The organism is Brevibacterium aurantiacum, from assembly GCF_900169065.1.
Classification (GTDB): domain Bacteria; phylum Actinomycetota; class Actinomycetes; order Actinomycetales; family Brevibacteriaceae; genus Brevibacterium; species Brevibacterium aurantiacum.
Genome location: NZ_FXZB01000001.1, coordinates 172,905 through 195,390 on the forward strand (window position 1 = coordinate 172,905; position 22,486 = coordinate 195,390).

Sequence of the window (22,486 nt, forward strand, 5' to 3'; positions counted from 1 at the left end):
GCCAATTCTACGCCTCTTGCAGTTCGAATTCACTTTCGCCCCTGTCCCAGCGGGTCACCGCCCATCGCGCCGAGTCCTTGATTAGGGTGGTTGACCGTGAATACCTTTGATCGCTACGGACCCGATGTACTGGCAGGTTCCTCTCCTTCCTCGCACCGGCCCAAGAAGTCCACCCCTGTCGAGCTCGCACTCGGAATGGTCCTCGAGGATGCCATGACCGGATATGTCGGTGCCGTCGTCGGCGCCGAGAAGACCACCGCCGGCGTCGTCGTCAATCTCGAGGACCGTGCAGGCAAGGTCCGCGCATTCCCGCTGGGGCCCGGCTTCCTGCTTGAGGGCAAACCCGTAGACATCAAGCTCCCTGCCAAGAAGAAATCGGCCCCAGGTCGCACGGCCTCGGGGTCGCGGGCAGTCGGCAATGCGCGGGCTCGAGTGGCTCGGGGATCGCGCATCTGGGTCGAGGGCAAACATGATGCTGAACTGGTGGAGAAGATCTGGGGTGACGATCTGCGCATCGAGGGAGTCGTCGTCGAACCCCTGGGCGGCTTGGATGACGTCGCTGACAAGCTCGCTGCCTTCGGTCCCGACAAGGAGCACCGCGTCGGGGTTCTCGCCGACCATCTGGTCTCTGGCACCAAGGAGTCCAAGATCGCCGATGCGGTGCGTGCCGATCCTCGCTATCGCGATGTCGTCCACATCATCGGACACCCCTATGTCGACATCTGGCAGGCGGTCAAGCCTCATGTCGTGGGCATCAGGGAATGGCCCGTCGTCCCCCGGGGCGAGGACTGGAAGACGGGAATCCTGAAGCGAATCGGCTGGCCCCACGCCGATCACCGGGATGTGGCACGCGGCTGGGTTCGCATTCTGGGCAAGGTCAGCACCATCGCCGACGTCGAACCCACGCTCTCCGGTCGAGTCGAGGAGCTCATCGACTTTGTGACGGTCGGGTGAGACGCCGTTCGGATAAGCCACCGGGACGGGGAAAACGCAGGTCAGTTGAGGCCCCAGGGAGTTTGTGATCGATCTGGTACACGATTCGGGCTTTCCCCCATTCGGCGCCAGAGCATTTCCGATAGTGTGAATGACCAGAAGCTCTGAAAGGACCCGCATGTCTTATAACCCCCAGCAGCCCAACAACGGCTCTGACCAGTCGCGTCCCATGCCACCGAACTATTCTCAGGCCTCTGGACCCCAACAGCCCTACAGCCAGCAGAACCAGAACTATGGTTCCCAGCAGCCGAATCCCGCTCCGCAGACCTACGGTTCACAGCAGGGCCAGCCGGCTCAGCCCGGTTTCGGATCGCAGCAGCCCGGTCAGCAGCCGAACTACGGTTCGCAGCAGCCAGGTTACGGTTCGCAGCAGGCCTACAGCGGCCAGCAGCAGTCCGGGCAACAGCAAGCGTACGGCCAGGGACAGTATGGGCAGGGTCAACAGCAGTATGCCCAGCAGCCCTATGGGCAGCAGGCGTACGGCTACGGACCAGGACAACCGGTCGGAAATCCGGCGCTGTTCGACTCACGGATGCTCCCGGAGAATGCCTACGGCCCCGGCTCCGAGATGTTCTGGCAGGCCAGCGAGAACGACAGAACCACAGTTCTCTGGACACACCTCGGGTCGATCATCGTCGGGTTCCTGCCCCTGATCATGTTCCTCATCAAGAAGGACGAATCGCCCTACGTGCGCGAACATTCACGACAGGGCCTCAACGCCATGATCACGAACCTCATCGCCACGTTCGCGGCCGTCATGGTGTTCATGGTCATCGGCTTCGTCCTCGCGCTCGTCACCTTCGGTCTCGGGTTCTTCGTCTATTTCCTGGCATTCCTCGTCCCGCTCCTCTACACGGTGCTCTACATCATCGCCGCTGTAGCCGGGAGCAAGGGAGAGGGCTATCAGTTCCCCCTCGTGATCAACTTCGTGAAGTGATCAGGTCCACCCCATGAGCTGAGAGTCGTTTCAGCATCAAGAAGCCGCTGCCATCGCAATCGATGACAGCGGCTTCTTCGCGTTCGGTTCAGTTCGCTGGGCCTGCGTTCAGCTGACCGAGTTCAGGCCTCGGAGCCGATTCAGTCCACGTAGTCGGTCAGGATACGAACCATATAGTCCGCCATGAGCCGTCCCTGCAGAGTGGGTTCGAAGCGACCTTCGTCCACGGCGTCGCCATCGAGCAGTCCCTGTTTCACAAAGCCGCGGATCGCCCGCTCGCTGCCTGCTCCCAACGAGTCCAGTGGCAGTTCCGAATCGATGCGGGCTGCGAGCATGATCCGCTCGATCTCCTGCGTCGACTCGTCGAGGACCTCACGTCCGATGGCAGGTGACTCGCCTGCGAGCAATCGGTCGGACCAGGCACGGGGATGTTTGGCGTTCCAGAACCGCACTCCCCCGACGTGCGAGTGGGCTCCGGGTCCGAAACCCCACCAATCGGCATTGCGCCAGTAGGCCATGTTGTGGTCACAGCGGGTCTCGGCTGACGTCGACCAGTTGCTGACCTCGTACCAGTGCAGACCAGCAGCCGCCATGGCGGCATCGGCGATCTCATACTTATCGGCCAGATCGTCTTCGTCGGGCATCGGCAGTTCACCACGGCGAACCATGGCGCCCATCTTCGTGCCGGGTTCGACGATGAGCGAATAGGCAGAGATATGGTCGACGTCGTTGCTCAGCGCGACCTCAAGTGACCTGCGCCAGTCGTCGATGGACTCCCCCGGTGTTCCGTAGATGAGGTCGAGGCTGAGTTCCAGACCGGCCTCTTTGATCCACCGAGCCACATCCGGAATCTTCGCCGGATCGTGAGTGCGATCGAGGGTAGCGAGCACATGGGGTACAGCTGACTGCATGCCCAAGGAGATCCTGGTGAACCCGGCAGCGGCCAGGGTCGCGATATAAGCCGGATCCAAAGTGTCCGGGTTCGCTTCGGTCGTGACCTCCACATCGGGAGCCAGCCGGAAACGACCACGGATGTCATCCATCACCCCGGCCAACACCTCGGCGGCCAACATCGTCGGGGTGCCGCCACCGAAGAAGATCGTCGTCACCTCACGGTCACCAGCACCCGCCTCGGCGAGGACACGGACCGAGAGGTCGAGCTCTCGGGAAAGATTGCTGCGGTAGTCGTCGCGGGAGGCCCCAGGGCCCAGATCTTCTGCCGTGTAGGTGTTGAAGTCGCAGTAGCCGCAGCGGACTCGGCAATAGGGGACGTGAACGTAGAGGCTCAGGCCGCGAGCGGCCGCGCCGACCCCGGCCGACGCCGGCAGCGAACCGTCGAGCGGTGGAGTCTCCCCAGTCGGTTGTGCCGGCACTTACTTCTTGGCGTCTTTCTTGGTCTCCGGCTCATCGGAGGACAGCGCGGCGATGAAGGCCTCCTGAGGGACCTCGACGTTGCCGACCACCTTCATCCGCTTCTTGCCTTCCTTCTGCTTCTCGAGCAGCTTGCGCTTACGGCTGATGTCGCCGCCGTAGCACTTGCTCAGAACGTCCTTGCGGATGGCACGAATGGTCTCGCGGGCGATGATGCGCGAACCGATGGCGGCCTGGATCGGCACCTCGAACTGCTGGCGCGGGATCAGTTTGCGCAGCTTGCCAGCCATGAGCACGCCGTAGGAGTAAGAGTTGTCGCGGTGGACGATCGCAGAGAAGGCATCGACCTGATCCCCATGGAGCAGGATATCGACCTTGACCAGATCCGCTGCGTCCTGTCCGTCATCGGAGTAGTCGAGGGTCGCGTAGCCCTTGGTCTTCGACTTCAGCTGGTCGAAGAAGTCGAAGACGATCTCCGCCAACGGCAGTCGGTAGCGGATCTCGACTCGGTCTGAGGACAGATAGTCCATCCCCTGCAGGCTGCCGCGACGCGTCTGGCACAGTTCCATGACCGCACCGATGTAGTCGCTCGGGGTGAGGATCGTGGCTTTGACCATGGGTTCGCGGACCTCTTTGATCTTGCCCGTCGGATACTCGCTGGGGTTCGTGACCTCCATCTCCGTTCCGTCTTCCAGGGTGACGTCGTAGATCACGCTGGGTGCGGTGGAAATGAGGTCGAGGTCGTATTCGCGTTCGAGTCGGTCGCGCAGAACTTCGAGGTGGAGGAGCCCGAGGAACCCGCAGCGGAAGCCGAAGCCCAGCGCCGTCGAGGTCTCCGGCTCATAGGCCAGCGAAGCGTCGTTGAGCTTGAGCTTGTCGAGCGCGTCGCGCAGGACCGGGTAGTCCGAACCGTCGATCGGGAACAGCCCGGAGTACACCATGGGCTTGGGTTCTTTGTAGCCGTCGAGCGCCTGCGTAGCTGGAGCGGAATTCAGGGTGACAGTATCGCCGACCTTGGACAGGCGCACGTCCTTGACTCCGGTGATGAGGTAGCCGACCTCACCGACGCCGAGGCCCTTCGTAGCCTTCGGCTCCGGAGAGGAGACCCCGATCTCAAGAAGTTCGTGGGTGCTGCCGGTCGACATCATCGTCAGCTTCTCACGCGGGTGCAGGGCACCGTCGATAAGGCGGACGTACGTCACGACACCCCGGTAGGTGTCGTAGACGGAGTCGAAGATCATGGCTCGCGCCGGGGCATCGGCATCGCCGACAGGTGCAGGAATGTCGGAGATGATGCGGTCGAGGACCGCGTCGACGCCTTCGCCGGTCTTGCCGGACACCAGCAGGCAGTCTTCGGGTTCGCAACCGATGAGGTTCGCGAGTTCTTCCGCGTACTTCTCAGGCTGGGCAGCGGGGAGGTCGATCTTGTTGAGCACTGGAATGATCGCAAGATCGTTCTCCATGGCCATGTAGAGGTTGGCCAGCGTCTGGGCTTCGATGCCCTGTGCTGCGTCGACGAGGAGGAGGGCACCTTCGCAGGCAGCCAGGGACCTGGAGACCTCGTAGCTGAAGTCAACGTGTCCCGGAGTGTCGATCATATTCAGAGCGAAGGGAGTGCCCTCGTTCTCCCAGGCCATACGCACAGCCTGGGACTTGATCGTGATTCCGCGTTCGCGTTCGATGTCCATCCGGTCGAGGTACTGAGCACGCATATCACGCGGCTGAACCGCACCGGTAACCTGGAGCATCCTGTCGGCCAGGGTCGATTTGCCGTGGTCGATGTGAGCGATGATGCAGAAATTGCGGATCAACTCGGGTGATGTAGCGGACGGAGAAATCCGTTCGAGTGCTTGTGGCTTCACCTGAGGTGACATGAACGCCCTTCCTTCGACAGACCAGAATCTCCATTGTTCCATGGGTTGTGCGCCAGACTGGAATCCTCCGCACCCCCGAGCGTGCTCTCCCCTGCTCTGCAAAGCCACACATAGAGTCGGGACGAAGTCACACGAACTCACCGAGAATTCGGGCTCTGATCCCCCACTTTCGGCCCTGATCGGCGAAGATTGTGCCATGAGCGACTTCTCGATCATGACCTTCAACCTCAGATATCCCGCTCTCGACGGGCACCCCGTGGCCACACGGCTGCCCATCGCCGCCGAGCTCATCACCCAGGCTCGCCCTCACATCATCGGCACGCAGGAGGGTGAACTCGACCAGCTCGAGAATCTCATCAGTCTTCTCCCCAAGGAGTACGTCTGGCTGGGCGAGGGCCATTCGGGCGGCAACTCCGGGGAATTCACCGCCGTCATCTACGATTCGTCCCGCTTCGACGTCGACAGGGTCGACATCAGCTGGCTCTCCGAACAGCCGGAGACAGTCGCCTCCGAATCCTGGGGCGTCTCCCATGCCCGGACCCTGACGGTCGTGGACTTCCGTGACCTGGTGACCAAGCAGCCGCTGCGCCTGCTCAACACCCACCTCGACCACAGATCAGAGGAGGCTCGTCTGGAGTCGGGGAAGATCATGGCCGATCACCTCGCCGAGGCGGCCGGACCTTGCGTGGTCACCGGAGATTTCAATGTCGCCACCGGATCCCCCGTGTACAACTATTTCTGCACCGAGCTGGGACTCACCGACACAGGGGCTGCCGTCCCGGGTGAGAACATCGGCACCTTCCACCGCTACAAGGGGCCGAAGGACGGCGACCCTCGCATCGATTGGATCCTCACGACATCAGACCTGCAGACCGTGTCGACCCGGATCAATACCTTCTCCGCTGGTGGCGAATATCCCTCCGACCACTTTCCGGTCGAAGCGGTTCTGCGCCGCGTCGATTAGGATCAGTGCACATGAGTTGGAAATCACTGGTCAGTCGCGTCGTCAGGATCGGCGTCAGAGAAGGCGTCAAATACTACAAAGATTCACAGCGGAAGAAGTCAGGTTCGCAGGGTTCGGAACCGCGCCCCAGCGGTCCCCCACAGGGTGATGGACGGTCGTCGGGATCCGCCTCGGCGAAGGGAGGCGACTACCCCGGTGACTACCGCGGCGCGGTCAACGTCTCCTATGCACCCGATCTCGACGGCGACGCCGATCCGGGCGAAGTCGTCTGGGGATGGATCCCCTTCGAAGAGGACCACAGCCAAGGCAAGGATCGCCCGTCCTTGGTCGTGGGCAAAGACGGACGCTGGGTACTGGCACTCATGCTCACCAGCACGGACCACATTCCAGGTGGCGTCGGAGAGGTCCGCGAGGACCGCCACGCCAAGTGGATGAACATCGGCAGCGGAGAGTGGGACTCACAGGGCAGGCCCTCTGAGATCCGTCTCGACCGTGTGATCCGACTCGATCCGGAGACCATCCGCCGCGAAGGCTCGATCATGCCTCGCGAGATCTTCGAACAGGTCGCGAACAACGTCAACGCGGGCTGAGTCGAATCCCGGACACCGATAATTTCTGCTTGACCGGTTCAGCCTGTATCGTTGGCTGTGTATCTTCATCAATGGCGTGTGTCTCGTCTAGGTCGGGTGAAGATGCCATCAGGCTCGATATCGTCGATGTGTTTCCCCGCGGAGATGAGTATGTCGGTCAGATGTGCCCTCACGACCATGTTCCACTAACACGAAAGAGTGTTGAAATTGGCTAATATCAAGTCACAGATCAAGCGGATTGAAACCAACGAGAAGGCTCGCCAGCGCAACAAGGCTGTGCGGTCCGAGGTTCGGTCACACGTCCGCGTCGTCCGCGAGAACATTGCTGCCGGCAAGAAGGACGAAGCACAGCAGGCTTATGCTGTTGCCGCCCGCAAGCTCGACAAGGCTGTTTCGAAGGGTGTTCTGCACAAGAACAACGCTGCGAACCGCAAGTCGCGCATGGCCACGCAGATCAACGCTCTCTGAGTCGATCACTGAGGCTATAGCTTCGAGGGGCCCGATCCATTTGGATCGGGCCCCTCAACTATTCACCGTTCGGTTCGGCTCACTGTTCGGTTCAGCGTTGGCGAGCCAGCCGGCAGACTTCGGAGACGAACCATTCGACGGCATAGACCGGGTCACGACCGCCGCCTTTGACCGCCTCATCAGCCTCGGCCGCCGCGATCAGAGACTGTCCCAGTGCCACTTCGTTCCACCGGCGCACCTCACGCCTGGCACGGTCGACCTGCCACGGAGCCATCTTCAGCTCCGCTGCCAGTTCACCGCTTGATCCAGAGAAGCCCTGCACCTTGGCCATCCCCCGCAATTTCATCGCAACGGCGGCCACCAGGGGAACAGGGTCCGAACCGGTCGACAGAGCGTGACGCAGCAGGCTCAGCGCACTCTTCACATCTCCCCCGACTGCAGCGTCGGCGACCTTGAAGCCAGTGGCCTCCACTCGGCCGCCGTAGTACTGATCGACGATCTGAGCGGTGATGGTGCCCTCAGTGTCCTCGATGAGCTGTTCGACTCCGGCATTGAGTTCGGACAGATCAGCTCCGAGCGCAGACATCAGCGCTGCCATCCCGGATTCGTCGATCTGCCTCTTCGCGGCCTTGAACCGACCCTGAGCGAACTTGGCCCGGTCACTCTCATTCTTCAGTGCCGCCGCATCGACCCGGGGGAAACCGTTGGCCTCGATCTTCTTGACCAATTTGGCACCGCGATTGCCGCCTCCGTGGAGGAGAAGGACGACGGCGTCGTCATTGGGTTCATCGAGGTAGGCGAGCGCATCAGCCAGGAACGCCTCCGAGCACTTCTCAACGCTGTCGACGATGATGAGCTTCGCAGTGGAGAACAAGGAGGGTGAAGCGGCCATGAGCAGCTCTCCACCCTGATATCCGGCGGCGTCGAATTCCACCTCTTCCGGGTCCTTCTTCCGTGCGGCAGCCACGATCCGGTCCTTAGCCATACGGATGAGCACCGGCTCGTTCCCGGAGATCATCACAACGGGCGCGGGCTTCGCGGAACTCCACGGGATCAGGGTCTTCTTCACTGCCATGGGCCAAGCCTATCGTCAGCCGCGGACACGATGCGCAACGGTCACAGGTGTCTCCCTCGATAGGCTCATTGCTCGTCCCCGTGACAGTCTCGCGCGGTGCTGTACTTCGCGTGTGCGTAGACGGCGACGGTGCCGCAGCGGTCGGTGCGCAGGACGGGGACCGGACCGAATGCCCGTTGGGCACGCGGGGTGGGATGTCCGTAGCTGTTCTCGCCCACGGAGATGACTCCGAGGCGAGCGCCTGCTGCCGTGAAGAAGTCCTCTGCCAGGTCCGAGGAACCGTGGTGGGGTGCGATGAGCAGATCAACGGGTTCCAGGCTCTGGGCGAGAATGAACTGTTCGTCTTCGCCGATGTCGCCGGGGACGAGGAAGCTCAGCCCCTCGAGTTCGACCCGTAGGACCAGGGAGTCTTCATTGCGCACCTCGGTCCCCACTGTCTCTTCACCCACGTCTGTCTCCTCATTCCCGTCTGCTTCCTCCCCTCTATCTGTCTCTGCGGTCTCTCGCGCCGGCGGCCAGAGCACCTCGATTCGGGCCCCATCTGCGTCGAGGCTGCGTCCACGTGTTGTCGGCACTACCTTCGCACCGGTGTCTGCGACGAGACCGCGGACCTCTGCTCCCCCACTGACGTTGCTGGAGACCCACAGACGATGGAGGATCCGCGACCAGGTGGTCCCGGCATACCCGGCGCTGTGATCGGCGTCGAAGTGGGAGATGACGAGGTCGAAGTCCTCGATCCCACCCTCATCGAGGCACACATCGACGGGCTTCGGATCCTTCCCCGTGTCCACGACGAGCCCTGCCCCCTCGCCGAGGTTGATCACCGTTGCCGAGCCCTGCCCCACATCGCAGATCATGACCAGCCAGTCATCGGCCGGTGGCTTCGTCCTGCCGACGACGATGATCAGCGCCGTCAGGCAGATGCAGACGACGACGGTGGGGATCCCCCACAGCTTCCTGCGCACCAGCATCCATAGGCCCGCGGCCAGCAGGATGAGGAGCCCGAGTGCTGCCAGTGTCCCCACAGGAGGTTTCGGCCAGTCCAGGGCTGCCCCGGGCAGTCCGGCACAGATCCTGGCCACGCCGACGATCCACCATGCGCACAGTGAACCGAGCCAGGCGGGCACCTGCGCACACCACAGCAGGCCGGGAACGCCGAGGAGCCCGAGTCCCCCGCACACCATCGACACGAACCCCAGAACGGTGGCCGGCAGGACAGCAGGGGCGGCGAGCGCGTTCGCTGCCACCGACCACAGCCCGATCCGCGGGTCGATCGCCACGAGCACCGGGGTACAGGCCAGCTGAGCAACCAAGGGCACGATGAGTGCACTGATGACGATCGTGGGGACCATGGACAAGTGCAGGCTCAGACGCCGCAGAATGATCGGAACGACGAACAGGATCGCGGCGGTGGAGACGACGGAGAGGACGAACCCCACAGAGGTTGCCAACACGGGAACAAAGCTGAGCAGGATGCATACGGTTGAGCTCATCACCGCCACCGGTGAGATCCCTCCCCCACGCAGGAACACGAGAGCAACCGCGATGGCCATACCCGCAGCGCGTATGGCACTGGGTTCGAATCCGACGATGAAGACATATCCCACACAGGTGAGCACCCCGACGCCCACCCGTGTCCGAGGGCCCGCCCGGCACAGTCCGGCAAGCAGTCCGGCGCCGAGGCTGACGATCGTGACATTGCTGCCCGAGACAGCAGAAATGTGCGTCAGGGACACAACGCGCATGTCATCTTCCATTCGCGCATCCTGGGGTTCGGTGTCTCCGACCACGAGACCCGGCAGCAGTGCGCCCCCGCTGTGCCCCGAGGCCAGCGAGTCGTGGCGCAGCTGCAGGCGCAGATCTGCCCGCCACTTCCAGACTCCGTTGGGCGCACGGATGATGCGAGCGTCATCGTTGCTGATGCGGATGTCATCGAGGGCTTCGGTGCGCAGTGACACGTGGGCACCGTCGGGTGGCGCCGAGGGGCTGAGCACCTCGGTGATCCCTGTCGACGTCAGCACGGTCAGCCGTGACCACCCCGAGTCACCCGGCTGGCTGTGCCCGACCGCGATGCCCTCCACTTCGGTGGCCTCATCGGGCCCGCGTGCAGACCCGAGCATCGTGGTCTGCACCGTGAGCAGGCACGCGAAGACGATGAGGAGCACGCCGAGGTGGTGGTGTCTGCGCAGGCAGAGGAACCCGAGACAGACGAGGGGTGGGACGGTGAAGAGTGCCCAGGGACCGGGTGCCGCCAGAGCGGTGATCCACAGACTCAGCGCACAGATGAGCAGGCGGAAGGACCCGGGCCAGACCTTCGCAGCACCGCGCACCCACGCCAGTGCACCCCTCAGCCGTTCCTTCGCCGCTTCGGCCCTACCCGACGATGACAAGGTCTTTGAGGCTTTCAAAGGTCTTGGGCCCGATCCCTGGGACCAGCAGCAGGTCGTCGACGGTGGCGAAGGGCTGTTCCTCCCGGTAGGCGATGATCGCCTCAGCAGTGACCGGTCCTACCCCCGGCAATGTCTCCAGGGTGGTGAGGTCAGCGGTGTTGAGATTGACGGCGGTACCCGAATTCGGATCTGCGGACGCACTGCCTGACGCACCTGCACTGTCCGAGGTACCGGAACTGCCTGCGCTGCCGGAGCTGCCGTCCTGTCCAGCACCGCCTCCTGCGCCTTGCTCGGCACCCCCTGCCGCGTTCGTGCCGGCACTGTCTGCATCGGATGCGCCCGGTCCTGGGTCCTCTCCGCGCATAGGAATATGGATCTGCTCACCGTCTTGGAGCACCCGAGCGAGATTGATCGCCTCCGCATCCGCTTCGCTCTTCAGACCGCCAGCCGCCTCCACCGCATCTTGGACTCGAGCACCGGGTGCCAAGATCACCACAGAGGGGCTTTGCACCGCCCCGGTGACGTGAACGATGACATCGCCGGACTCGGTGCTGGGGGCTGCAGATGCGGCTTCGGGCCCACCCTTGTCGCCGGAGGCGGTACCCGGTCCATCGTGAGAGGCGGAGCCGTGATCGTCGACAGTACCCGCCTGATCCTCAGACGCCGCGTGCTGTGGGGCCGGCCGGAAGAGGAGAAAGGCGATGACGAGCACAGCAATGGTCACAACTGCCAGAGCTACGAGGATGGGCAGGCGCACTCGACGCGGCTCTACCGGTTCGTCCTCTCCTTCGCTGTCGCTGCCGAAGACGTCTCCGGGGACCCAGCCGCCGCGCTCGGCGCTGGAGTTGATGAGGCCTGCGAAGCGATCATCGGGAGAGACAGCCATGTCGACAAGCTATGCTCGGCGATCACGAGGGCACCAGGCCCAGATTGCTGCCTGTGGACACCGTCTGCACATCCACAGGTCATGGGCACATGAGTCGGCCAGTCATCCACATGACGGCGACCGCGAGTGGGTGGGGCCTGCTCAGGGTCGTCTTTGAACCGTGATTCCGATCGTGCCGGATCCGACGTGGGCGGTGATGATGGCCGAGAGTGTCCGAAACGTCGTCGGCAGACCACTGGCTTCGATCTTCTCCTGCAGCGCAAGCACATCAGGGTGGGAGGGCTCGCCGTCTGCGTGCTGGATCTCTACGTACACGTCCTGCTCGTCTGAGGCGATCTCTGCCGCGGCCTCGCCTGCCAACACGGCCATACGCTCAAGTGCCTTCGTGCGGGTGCGGACTCGTGCGACGGGTGCCACGACCCCGGCGTTGAGTCCGAGGACCGGGACGATCTGCAGGGCCCTGCCCAGGAGCGAGGAGGCGGCCCCGATGCGACCACCTCGGCGCAGGTGTTCCAGGGTCGCCGGGGCGAACGCGGTACGGGTCTCGGCGGCGCACCAATCAGCGACGGTGCCGGCAATCGATGCCACGTCATGACCCTGTGAGATTCCGGCGGCCGCGATCGACACGGCCCCGGCCAAGCCCGCCGAGGTGGTCCGGGAGTCAACGACATTGATCAGCAGGTCCTCGTTCTCGGCTGCCGCGACGGCGGAATCTCGGGTCCCGGAGAGCTCGCCCGACATCGTCACAGTGATGATCGCCTCAGCACCATGGTCGATCAGTGTCGAATAGGCGTTGGTGAATTGGGCGGGAGTGGCCATGGAGGTCGAAACCTCGGTGCCCTCATCCATCCTCCGGCACAGATCCCCGGCGTCCAGTTCACCGTCGGCGAAGGCGACGCCTCCGACGAGAACCGTCAGCGGAACGACGGCGAAGAGGTCACCGGTGACATCGCGCAGCCCTGCCTCCTCGGAGGCAGAGAGCTGCGCGGTCGAATCGGTGACCAGGCCGATTCTCATGGACGGCCCAGCGCCCGATACGTCCAGCCTGCCGAACGCCATACCTCTGGGGTGAGCACATTCCGACCGTCGATGAGGACCTTGCCGGCCACCAGCGATGCCGTGGCCACGGGATCAAGATCCCGATACTCCTGCCATTCGGTGAGCAGCAGCACCGCATCGGCTCCGGCCAGCGCCTGCGAAGCATCCGCGACATAGTTGAGTTCGGGGAACGTCTTCGCGGCATTGTCGATTGCCTGCGGATCAGTCACTGTCACCACGCCGCCCTGGGTGGCGATCAGGCGTGCCACAGCCAGGGCAGGCGAATCGCGCACATCATCGCTGTTGGGCTTGAATGCAGCGCCGAGCACCGTGATCTTCTTCCCGATGAACGACCCGTCCAGGGTGTCCCGGGCGATGTCGACGATGCGCACTCGACGCCGCATATTGATCGAGTCGATCTCGCGTAGGAATGCCACCGCCTGATCGGCACCCAGCTCACCGGCGCGTGCCATGAAGGCTCGAATGTCCTTGGGCAGGCAACCGCCGCCGAAGCCGAGTCCGGCATTGAGGAACTTCCGACCGATGCGATCATCCATTCCGATCGCATCCGCCAGCTGAGTCACGTCCGCGCCCGAGGCTTCACACAGTTCGGCCATGGCGTTGATGAATGAGATCTTCGTGGCCAGGAACGAGTTCGCTGCGGTCTTGACCAGCTCGGCCGTCGCGAAGTCTGTGACCAGTCGAGGCGTCTGCTCCTCGAGCATCGTCGCATAGACCTCATCAAGGTTTTCTGTGGCCCGTTCACCGGCTTCGCCCTCGGCAACGCCGTAGACCAGACGGTTCGGGTGCAGGGTGTCCTCGACAGCATGGCCTTCGCGCAGGAACTCGGGGTTCCACATCAGGCTCGCTCCGGTGGGAGCGAGGATCGCGGCCAGACGCTCAGCGGTGCCGACTGGAACGGTGGACTTGCCGACAACCACAGACGTCGACGACAAGTGCGGAACCAGCGAATTCACTGCAGCATCGACATAGGTGACATCGGCGGCGAACTCTCCTGGCTTCTGCGGAGTCCCGACACACACGAAGTGCATCTGCGAGTCTGCGACACGCGAGACGTCGGTGGTGAACTCGAGGCTGCCGAGATCCTGACCCTTCACCAGCAATTCACTCAGTCCCGGCTCGAAGAAGGGCGGCCGGCCGGAGGTCAGCGCCGCAACCTTGTCTGCGTCGACGTCGACGCCGACGACTTCGTGTCCCAGTGTTGCCATGGCCGCCGCGTGTACTGCGCCCAGATATCCGCATCCGATGACTGAAATCTTCAACCCGTGTTCTCCCTGCTTCGTCCCGGCATTTCAGCCACACTATATGCCACTAGGTTCCACGATATCTGCAGGTTGAAACAGTACCCTTGTAAATGTGAAGCGTTTCTTGGATTTCCTGACCAACTCCCCCGCCGCGGTGACGTTCGCGGTGCTCAGCGTGCTGGGCATCGTGGCCTTCGCCATTCCCGGTCTGCACCCGTTCGCCTGGATCATCGGCCTCGTGCTGTGCCTGGGCGTCATCATTGCCCTGCTCCTCTTCCACGGTGAGTGGCGGCGTGCGCAGATCCAGATCGATTCGCTGCGCCAACTGCTCAGCACCGAGCGCGGACGTCTCGACACACTGGGACTGACACACGTCGATGAGGAGGTCACTGCACTGCCCGACGAGGAGCGAGCACAGCGGATCCTGGGTCTGCTCCCGGACTCGGCCGGTCTGGTGCAGTCACTGCGTCTTGATGCGACCTTCGGATCTCTCGAGGTCGACGAGCTCGAACCTCTGCACACGTTCAGGCAGGAATTCGCGAAGTCCAGCTTCGACAATCCGCGTTCGCACACCGCTTTCATGAATCTCTATCGGGCAGCTGAGGCCCTGTCGATCTGGGTCAACGAAGAGACACGGCAGCTTGCCAGCGATAAGACGAAGCGAGAGATCCGGCCCGGTGACTCCCGCAAGGGCGGATGGAGAGAGTACACGGAGGCACGCAGTCGCGGCGAGAGCCTCGGCGACCGGTTCGTCTACGCCCGCTGGGAGTTCAACCAGACAGCTTTGGAGCTCGGGCTCGTCGCCTGAGTCAAACACAGCCGAAATACACTGCTGGCGACGAACTCGATTGAGTTCGTCGCCAGCAGTGTATTCACCGTCAGTGGCGAATCCACCACGAATCTGTCGGAGCCACAGGGGTGCGACGCTTGTGCTCGGTGGCGCGGTACTTCTCAATGAGGAGAGAGGCGGCCGCCTTCTCGATGTCTCTGCCCTCAAGGAAGTCATCGATCTGGTCGTAGCTGAGTCCCAGAGATGATTCATCGGTCTGGCCCGGTGCATCGTCGAGCAGATCGGCTGTCGGAACTTTCCGCACCAGATGTTCTGGGGCGCCGAGGTGGTCGAGCAGTGCACGGCCCTGCCGTTTGTTCAGCCCGGCCAGCGGCACCACATCGGCGGCTCCGTCACCGAATTTGGTGAAGAAGCCGGTGACGGCTTCGGCGGCATGATCGGTGCCTGCGACGAGGAGTCGCTTCTCCCCTGCCAGTTCGAATTGTGCGATCATCCGCATCCGAGCCTTCACGTTGCCCTTGCCGAAGTCGGTGATGGCCTCTCCGGTCGCGGTATTGTATTCGGCTGCGGCTGCGTCTGTGGCGGATCCGATGTTGATGACGAGTTCATGATCGGCTCGGATGAATTCCAACGCGTCCTGAGCATCACTCTCATCGGCCTGCACATGATGCGGCAAACGGATCGCCCAGAATTCGGCGGCTGCCCCCCGCCGCCGCAGCTCCTCGACCGCCAACTGGCACAGGCGTCCGGCCAGAGTCGAATCCTGTCCGCCGCTGATGCCCAAGGTGAGCCCCCTGACACCGGTGGTCAGGATGTAGTCGGCGAGGAACTCGACCCGCCGGGCGATCTCCGTCGCCGGATCGATTGTCGGTCTCACACCCAGTGCGTGCCGGATCTGGTCCCGAGTAGCTTCCATTGACATATGTGTTTTCAACCCTTCCGGACAGACGCCGTATCTCAGGCGTCGGGGACGATATTGACCAGTTTGGGCGCACGCACGATGACCTTGCGCACTCCGGCCCCGTCGAGCGCCTTGAGCGCGTTCGGCGATTCCAGTGCCAGCTTCTCCAGCTCCTCGGCAGAGATATCGGGGTCGACCTCCAGTCGTGCCCGCACCTTGCCCTTGACCTGGACGACACAGGTGACCTGGTCGGCGACCAGATACTGTAGGTCGACCTCGGGGAAGGACGCGTAGGTCAGCGTCGAAGTGTGGCCCAGTTTCGCCCACAGCTCTTCGCCCAAGTGCGGCGCGAACGGAGAGAGCATGATGGTCAGCGGCTCGAGCACGTCGGCCGTGACACCGCCCTGCTTCGTCGCATGATTCGTGAGCACGATCAGCTTCGAGATCGCGGTGTTGAAACGCAGGTGGTCCATGTCCTCACGGACACCGTCGATGACCTGGTGGAGGACCTTGAGAGTCTCAGGATCGGCGACACCGTCCTTGATCACAGACTCACCCGTGGTCTCGTCCACGAAGAGACGCCACACGCGCTGCAGGAACCTCTGCGCACCGACGACTGCTCGTGTTTCCCAGGGGCGGGCCTGTTCGATGGGTCCCATCGACATCTCATACACGCGGAAGGTGTCGGCACCGTAGGCGTCGTACATCTCATCGGGCGAGACGGAGTTCTTCAGCGACTTGCCGATCTTGCCGTACTCACGGTTGACCTGCTCACCGTCGTACCAGAACGTCGACTCACCGTTGTCAGCGACGGTCTCTTCCACCTCGGCGGCGGGAACGTAGACGCCACGCGCATCGGTGTAGGCATAGGCCTGGATATAGCCCTGGTTGACCAGGCGGTGGAATGGCTCCGAGGAGGAGACATGCCCCAGGTCGAACAGAATCTTGTGCCAGAACCTGGAGTAGAGCAGGTGCAGAACCGAGTGCTCGGCGCCGCCGACGTAGAGGTCGGCTCCGCCGCGCGGCTTGGACTCGCGGGGCCCCAGCCAGTACTGCTCGTTCTCCGGATCGACCAGGCGTTCGGAGTTGTGCGGATCGGCGTAGCGCAGCTGATACCAAGACGATCCGGCCCAGTTGGGCATCGTGTTCGTCTCGCGGTAGTACTTCTGCGGCCCGTCGCCCAGGTCGAGTTCGACCTCGACCCAGTCGCGGTTGCGGCCCAGGGCCGGTTCCGGCTCACTGTCGGCGTCATCGGCGGCGAAGGTCCGCGGAGCGAATTCGTCGACCTCCGGCAGTTCGACGGGCAGCATAGAATCAGGCAGCGCGATGGGAGTCCCGGCCTCGTTGTAGACGATCGGGAACGGTTCGCCCCAGTAGCGCTGGCGTGAGAACAGCCAATCCCGCAGCCGGTACTGGGTCGATTCCGTGGCCAGCCCCTGGTCTGCCAGCCACGCTGTGATCTTGGCCTTGGCCGCTTCGACGTCGAGACCGTTGATGTCGATCTCGTCATTGGCTGAGTTGATCATGACGCCGGTGCCGGTGAACGGGGTGTCTTCGTCGTGGTCGGCAGGCGGCTGCACGGTGCGCACATAGGGCAGTCCGAAGGACTTCGCGAAGTCCCAGTCGCGGGCGTCCTCGGCAGGCACTGCCATGATCGCACCGGTGCCGTAGCCCATCAAGACGTAGTCGGCGATGAAGATCGGGATCTGTTCACCGGTTGCAGGGTTGACCGCGAATGAACCGGTGAAGATGCCGGTCTTGTCCTTGCTCTGCTGACGATCCGCGTCGGTCTTGGCCGCCGCATTGCGCTGGTAGGCGGAGATCGCCTCGGCGGGGGTGGATTCTCCACCGCGCCAGCCTTCGGGAGTCTGCTCGTCCCACTGGGCCGCGGTCAGCTGCTCCACCTGCGGATGTTCGGGGCTGAGCACGAGGTAGGTGGCACCGAACAGGGTGTCGGGTCGGGTCGTGTAGACCTCGACCTGAGTCTCCGAGGCGGCCACGGGCAGTCGCAGCAGGGCACCCTTGGACCGGCCGATCCAGTTGGTCTGCATACTGCGCACCGCGCTCGGCCAGTCCAGCGAGTCCAGATCGTCGATGAGACGGTCGGCATAGGCTGTGATGCGCATGTTCCACTGCCGCAGGCGGCGAGTGTAGACGGGGAAGTTGCCGCGTTCGGACAGTCCCTCGGCGGTGACCTCTTCGTTTGCGAGCACGGTGCCCAGACCGGGGCACCAGTTGACCGGCGACTCCGAGACGTAAGCCAGGCGGTAGCCCTGCAGGACATCTTCCTGCTCGGCGGGGCTCAGCTGAGTCCAGGGGCGGCCGTCGGGTGTCTGTCGGGTGCCCTGGGCGAACTGGTCGATCAGGGTTCCGATCGGTCGCGCCGCACCACGTGAGTTCTCACCTGCGGTACTTGCCTCCGGGTCATACCAGGAGTTGAAGATCTGCAGGAAGATCCACTGGGTCCACCGAACGAAGTCGTCGTCAGTGGTCGCGAAGCTGCGGCGGGCATCATGGGCCAGGCCCAGGCGTCGCAGCTGTCGGGTCATGTTGGTGATGTTGGCATCGGTGGTGATGCGCGGGTGCTGCCCGGTCTGGACGGCGTACAGATCGGCGGGCAGACCGAAGGCGTCGTAGGACAGTGCGTGCATGACGTTGTGCCCGCGCATCCGCTGATACCGCCCGTAGACATCCGTGCCCAGGTATCCCAGGGGGTGGCCGACGTGCAGCCCCGCTCCCGAGGGGTAGGGGAACATGTCCATGATGTAGAGGGACTCACGCTCGCCGAGGTTCTTAGGCGGTCCGTAGCTGGAGTCGACGTCCTGCAGACCGAGACCTGCACCAGCCTGGCTGAGATCACCGGTGGGATTCGGGGCGTGGAATGTTCCCGCCTGTTCCCATGTGTGCTGCCATGACTTCTCGATCTTTTCGGCCAGCCCCGCATCGTAGCGGAAACCGGTCTCTTCAGGGTTCGTCGTCATTACCTTCCTTCACTGAATGGACGTGAGCGGGTTTCGACCATCGTACTCTGAACAATCCCCGCTTCGGCTTGACTAGACTGGCCCAGAGAGCCGCGATGAGGGTTTGAGCTGCAAAACGTGAGCGATTTCACCTCACAGCCCAGGACCAGTAGTATGACCGGGCAGTAACTTATGCCCCAAAGGAGAGCTCATGAGCCCAGCGACAATGCCCCAATCGACCACTCCAGTTGTCGGCTTCAAGGTTGATACGACGTCATCGACGACCGATGTCTTCCTCGCGAAGGCTGCCGAAGACCCGAACCTGCCGCTGCTGGCCAAACCGGTTGACAACGGCTGGGACGAAGTCAGCGCCGGAGAATTCCTGACCCAGGTCCGAACCGCAGCCAAGGGGCTCATCGCCTCCGGCGTCGAGGTCGGAGACCGGATCGCCATCTTCGGCCCCACCTCCTTCGAATGGACTCTCAGCGACTATGCCGTGTGGTTCGCCGGTGGAATCTCCGTGCCGTTCTACGACACCTCCTCGGAATCTCAGCTTGCCTGGATGATCAAGGACGCCGCGGTCGGACGCGGTCTCGTCAGCACCCGTGAGCATGCCGACCGAGTTGAAGCCGCCGCAGCCGCTGCCGGAGTTGCCGCCCCACAGCTGTGGGTCTGGGACCAGGGCGCTTTCTCCGAACTCGAAACCACCGGACGACAGATCAGTGATGATGTGCTCGAGGCCGCACGCTCACAGGTCACCGGCGACTCGGTTGCCACTCTCATCTACACCTCCGGCACCACAGGTAAGCCCAAGGGCTGTGTCCTCACACATGGGAACTTCGTCCAGACCGTGCAGGCTGCCCAGGAACAGATCCCCGAGATCTTCTCGCACGGCATGCGCGCCCTGCTGTTCCTGCCTCAGGCACACGTCTTCGCCCGCTTCATCGAGGTCCTCTCGGTCAGCTCCGGTGCCCTGTTGGCCCACCAGTCCGACCTGACGAAGCTCACAGACGCACTCGGCAGCTTCCGACCCTCGTTCATCCTCGGAGTCCCCCGCGTCTTCGAGAAGGTCTTCAACTCCGCACTGGCCACGGCCGAATCCGGCGGCAAGGAGAAGATCTTCCGTCAGGCGGAGCGGGTCGCAGTCGCCTACTCCAAGGCCATGGATGCCGAGAAGATCCCCGTCTCACTCAAGCTCCAGCACGCACTCTTCGACAAGCTCGTGTATTCGAAGCTCCGTACGGTAATGGGCAACAACGTCAGCGCCGCTGTCTCCGGTGGCGGTCCTCTCGGCGCCCACCTCGGCCACTTCTTCCGGGGCGTCGGCCTCGTCGTCCTCGAAGGTTACGGTCTTACGGAAACGACAGCTCCGATCACCGTCAACGTGCCTGAGAAGGCCAAGATCGGCACCGTCGGCGTTCCCCTGCCCGGTGTGAGCGTGGCCATCGCCCCTGACGGCGAGATCCTCGCCAAGGGCGTCCCCGTCTTCCGCGAGTACTGGAACAACCAGGAGGCCACCGACAAGGAGTTCCACGACGGCTGGTTCTCCACCGGCGATCTCGGTTCGCTCGATGAAGACGGATACCTCACGATCAGCGGACGTAAGAAGGAGATCATCGTCACTTCGAGCGGAAAGAACATCGCACCGGCACCACTTGAAGATGCCCTGCGTCGCCACCCGCTCATCGGCCAGCCCGTCGTCGTCGGCGACAACCGCAAGTACATCTCAGCGCTGATCTTCCTCGACTCGGAGATGCTGCCCACCTGGTTGAAGAACAACGGTCTGCCCGAGATGGATCTGCCTCAGGCAGCGGACGACGAAACAGTGCGAGCCGCCGTCGAAAAGGCAGTCGAAACCGTCAACAGAACGGTGTCACGGGCCGAAGGCATCAAGAAGTTCACCATCCTGCCCGTCGAGCTCTCCGAAGACAACGGATACCTGTCGGCGAAGCAGTCGGTCAAGCGCCACCTCGTCGGCAAAGACTTCGCAGCCGACATCGACGGACTCTATGCCGACTGACCGCTCCGCGGTGGACTGACTCCGTGCCGACTGACCGCGTTGCGGTCGACGGAAGTAGGCTGGGACTGTGCGAGATGAACAAGGCACTTTCCGAAGGAGATGACAATGTCCGATGACAGCAGCCAGATGAACAGCTATGTGGCCAAGGGCGAGGCATTCGACCGGGACACGAACTACATCGAGGACCGAATCCTTGCCGATCCCGACTCCCAGTGGCCGGTCGAGCCGGGTCGATACCGACTCATCGCCGCGCGAGCCTGCCCGTGGGCGAATCGAACGATCATCGTCCGCAGGCTGTTGGGCCTTGAAGACGTCATCTCCATCGGCATGCCGGGGCCCACACACGATGCACGGTCGTGGACCTTCGACCTCGATCCCGGCGGCGTCGACCCGGTGCTGGGCATCGAGCGCCTGCAGCAGGCGTTCTTTGCCCGGTTCCCGGACTACCCGCGCGGAATCACGGTTCCTGCCATGGTCGACATCGCCAGCGGCGCAGTCGTGACCAACGACTTCCCACAGATCACCGAAGACTTCTCCTCACAGTGGAAGCAGTATCACCGCGCCGGCGCCCCTGATCTCTGGCCCGAGGAGTCTCGGGACGAGATGGAGAAGGTCATGCGCCTGATCTACACCGAGATCAACAACGGCGTCTACCGCTGCGGCTTCGCGGGGTCGCAGGAGGCCTACGAAGCCGCCTTCGACCGACTGTTCACTGCCCTGGACACCATCGAAGAGCGTCTGAGCCATTCCCGGTATCTCATGGGAGGCTCCATCACCGAGGCGGATGTCCGTCTCTTCACCACTCTGGTTCGCTTCGACCCGGTCTACTTCGGTCATTTCAAGTGCAACCGTCAGACCCTGCGCGATTTCGAGAATCTCTGGGGCTATGCCCGCGATCTCTACCAGACGCCGGGATTCGGCGACACTGTGGACTTCACCCAGATCAAACAGCACTACTACATCGTCCACGTCGATGTGAACCCGACGCAGGTCGTCCCCAAGGGCCCTGACCTCTCCGGCTGGCTCTCGCCTCACGGTCGGGAGAAGCTGGGCGGTTCACCCTTCGGCGAAGGCACCGCACCCGGGCCGGTGCGCGCCGGTGAGGAAGTTCCTGAGGAACACACCGCAGCAGCCTGGCTGTGATGGCCGCAGCTGCGAACTGAACCTAACCGAAGGCTCAGCCCCCGTACGGGTCGGCTGGGCCTTCGGTGTCTTCGCCGGCGGCATCGGTGCGATCCGCGGCCTTGGCTCGTGAGCGCTTGCGGATCTTGAGCACGATCCACACCACAACGAAGACGACCACAGCAACGATGACCAGAGTCTGGAAGTAACCGGCGTAGGTCTCCACGATCGACCAGTTCTCACCGAGGTAGAAGCCGGCGACGATGAGAATGGTGTTCCAGATCGCGCTGCCGGCCGTGGTCAGCACCAGGAACTTGATGATCGACATGTTCCGCATGCCGGCGGGGATGGAGATCAGAGACCGGAAGATCGGAACCATCCGACCGAAGAACACGGCCTTGTCACCGTGCTTGTCGAACCAGCCGACCGTCTTGTGCACATCGTCGACGTCGACGAGCGGCATCTTCACTGCGATGCGAGAGATGCGCTCAAGACCGATCCATTTGCCCAGGGCCCACAAGATCACCGCGCCGACGACGGAGCCCACTGTTGCGAAGATGATCGCCAAGACGATGTTCATGCTTCCCTGGCTGGCGGTGAAGCCCGCCAGCGGCAGCACCAGCTCACTGGGAATGGGTGGGAAGATATTGTCCAAGAACACCAAGAACCCGACGCCGAGAGGACCCAGCGCCTCCATGAGCCTCACCGCCCAGCCGGAGAAGCCACTGAGATTCTCCGCCGCTGAGGAGCCAGCGGAGAGCAGCAGATCTGTGGACGGGACAGTCGAAAACAATGTCGGCATGGTCAAAAGTCTAGATTGGAGGCGCGGCCCACCCCTCTCA

18 protein-coding genes are annotated in these 22,486 nt (G+C 63.0%); 8 read left to right on the forward strand and 10 right to left on the reverse strand.

The window, feature by feature from the left end; all coding sequences use genetic code 11:
- The first annotated feature begins 90 nt into the window (after positions 1-90).
- Complete coding sequence (locus tag BAUR9175_RS00800; protein WP_009881471.1) at positions 91-954, forward strand: DUF3097 domain-containing protein; 864 nt, start codon at positions 91-93, stop codon at positions 952-954.
- A gap of 157 nt (positions 955-1,111) precedes the next feature.
- Positions 1,112-1,930 (forward strand): DUF4870 domain-containing protein, encoded by an 819-nt coding sequence (locus tag BAUR9175_RS00805; protein WP_069600270.1) that lies wholly within the window; start codon positions 1,112-1,114, stop codon positions 1,928-1,930.
- 140 nt (positions 1,931-2,070) lie between these two features.
- On the opposite strand, the gene hemW is transcribed toward BAUR9175_RS00805, so the two are convergent.
- Both hemW and lepA read right to left on the reverse strand, forming a co-directional pair.
- Positions 2,071-3,303: a radical SAM family heme chaperone HemW gene (hemW, locus tag BAUR9175_RS00810; RefSeq protein WP_096145613.1), complete on the reverse strand. Its 1,233-nt coding sequence runs from the start codon at positions 3,301-3,303 to the stop codon at positions 2,071-2,073.
- A complete protein-coding gene (gene lepA, locus BAUR9175_RS00815; RefSeq protein WP_035277969.1) occupies positions 3,304-5,175 on the reverse strand; it encodes a translation elongation factor 4 in 1,872 nt (623 codons plus the stop codon).
- A 196-nt stretch (positions 5,176-5,371) separates the two neighbouring features.
- On the opposite strand from lepA, the gene BAUR9175_RS00820 reads away from it, so the two are divergent.
- From BAUR9175_RS00820 to rpsT, 3 genes are all read left to right on the forward strand, one after another.
- On the forward strand, positions 5,372-6,139 hold the full coding sequence (locus tag BAUR9175_RS00820) for an endonuclease/exonuclease/phosphatase family protein (protein WP_009881475.1): 768 nt from the start codon (positions 5,372-5,374) through the stop codon (positions 6,137-6,139).
- A gap of 11 nt (positions 6,140-6,150) precedes the next feature.
- Entirely contained in the window at positions 6,151-6,729 is a 579-nt protein-coding gene (locus BAUR9175_RS00825; RefSeq protein ID WP_009881476.1) for a type II toxin-antitoxin system PemK/MazF family toxin, read from the forward strand.
- A gap of 207 nt (positions 6,730-6,936) precedes the next feature.
- A complete protein-coding gene (rpsT, locus tag BAUR9175_RS00830) occupies positions 6,937-7,197 on the forward strand; it encodes a 30S ribosomal protein S20 (protein ID WP_009881477.1) in 261 nt (86 codons plus the stop codon).
- A gap of 91 nt (positions 7,198-7,288) precedes the next feature.
- Here the strand turns inward: rpsT and holA are convergent, their stop codons facing one another.
- From holA to BAUR9175_RS00855, 5 genes are all read right to left on the reverse strand, one after another.
- A complete protein-coding gene (gene holA, locus BAUR9175_RS00835; RefSeq protein WP_009881478.1) occupies positions 7,289-8,272 on the reverse strand; it encodes a DNA polymerase III subunit delta in 984 nt (327 codons plus the stop codon).
- Between the two features lie 65 nt (positions 8,273-8,337).
- A complete protein-coding gene (locus BAUR9175_RS00840) occupies positions 8,338-10,662 on the reverse strand; it encodes a ComEC/Rec2 family competence protein (protein WP_226830030.1) in 2,325 nt (774 codons plus the stop codon).
- Positions 10,646-11,548, reverse strand: coding sequence for a helix-hairpin-helix domain-containing protein (locus tag BAUR9175_RS00845; RefSeq protein WP_101582671.1), 903 nt, complete (start codon positions 11,546-11,548; stop codon positions 10,646-10,648). The genes BAUR9175_RS00840 and BAUR9175_RS00845 overlap by 17 nt, the downstream gene beginning before the upstream one ends.
- Before the next feature lie 141 nt (positions 11,549-11,689).
- Positions 11,690-12,565, reverse strand: a complete 876-nt coding sequence (locus BAUR9175_RS00850) for a DegV family protein (RefSeq protein WP_069600271.1) — start codon at positions 12,563-12,565, stop codon at positions 11,690-11,692.
- Positions 12,562-13,869, reverse strand: coding sequence for a UDP-glucose dehydrogenase family protein (locus BAUR9175_RS00855; RefSeq protein ID WP_009881482.1), 1,308 nt, complete (start codon positions 13,867-13,869; stop codon positions 12,562-12,564). The genes BAUR9175_RS00850 and BAUR9175_RS00855 overlap by 4 nt, the downstream gene beginning before the upstream one ends.
- A gap of 94 nt (positions 13,870-13,963) precedes the next feature.
- Here BAUR9175_RS00855 and BAUR9175_RS00860 point away from each other — a divergent pair, with 94 nt between their 5' ends.
- On the forward strand, positions 13,964-14,659 hold the full coding sequence (locus BAUR9175_RS00860; protein ID WP_257944245.1) for a hypothetical protein: 696 nt from the start codon (positions 13,964-13,966) through the stop codon (positions 14,657-14,659).
- Between the two features lie 70 nt (positions 14,660-14,729).
- Here the strand turns inward: BAUR9175_RS00860 and nadE are convergent, their stop codons facing one another.
- Positions 14,730-15,557, reverse strand: a complete 828-nt coding sequence (gene nadE, locus BAUR9175_RS00865) for an NAD(+) synthase (RefSeq protein WP_009881484.1) — start codon at positions 15,555-15,557, stop codon at positions 14,730-14,732.
- 41 nt (positions 15,558-15,598) lie between these two features.
- On the reverse strand, positions 15,599-18,523 hold the full coding sequence (gene leuS, locus BAUR9175_RS00870; RefSeq protein WP_101556295.1) for a leucine--tRNA ligase: 2,925 nt from the start codon (positions 18,521-18,523) through the stop codon (positions 15,599-15,601).
- Between the two features lie 190 nt (positions 18,524-18,713).
- Here leuS and BAUR9175_RS00875 point away from each other — a divergent pair, with 190 nt between their 5' ends.
- Positions 18,714-20,522 carry an AMP-dependent synthetase/ligase gene (locus BAUR9175_RS00875; RefSeq protein WP_180957317.1) on the forward strand — a complete coding sequence of 603 codons (1,809 nt, stop codon included), beginning with the start codon at positions 18,714-18,716 and terminating at the stop codon, positions 20,520-20,522.
- Between the two features lie 105 nt (positions 20,523-20,627).
- Entirely contained in the window at positions 20,628-21,665 is a 1,038-nt protein-coding gene (locus tag BAUR9175_RS00880) for a glutathione S-transferase family protein (protein WP_009881487.1), read from the forward strand.
- Between the two features lie 34 nt (positions 21,666-21,699).
- On the opposite strand, the gene BAUR9175_RS00885 is transcribed toward BAUR9175_RS00880, so the two are convergent.
- Positions 21,700-22,446 (reverse strand): DedA family protein, encoded by a 747-nt coding sequence (locus BAUR9175_RS00885; protein WP_069600274.1) that lies wholly within the window; start codon positions 22,444-22,446, stop codon positions 21,700-21,702.
- Positions 22,447-22,486 lie beyond the last annotated feature (40 nt).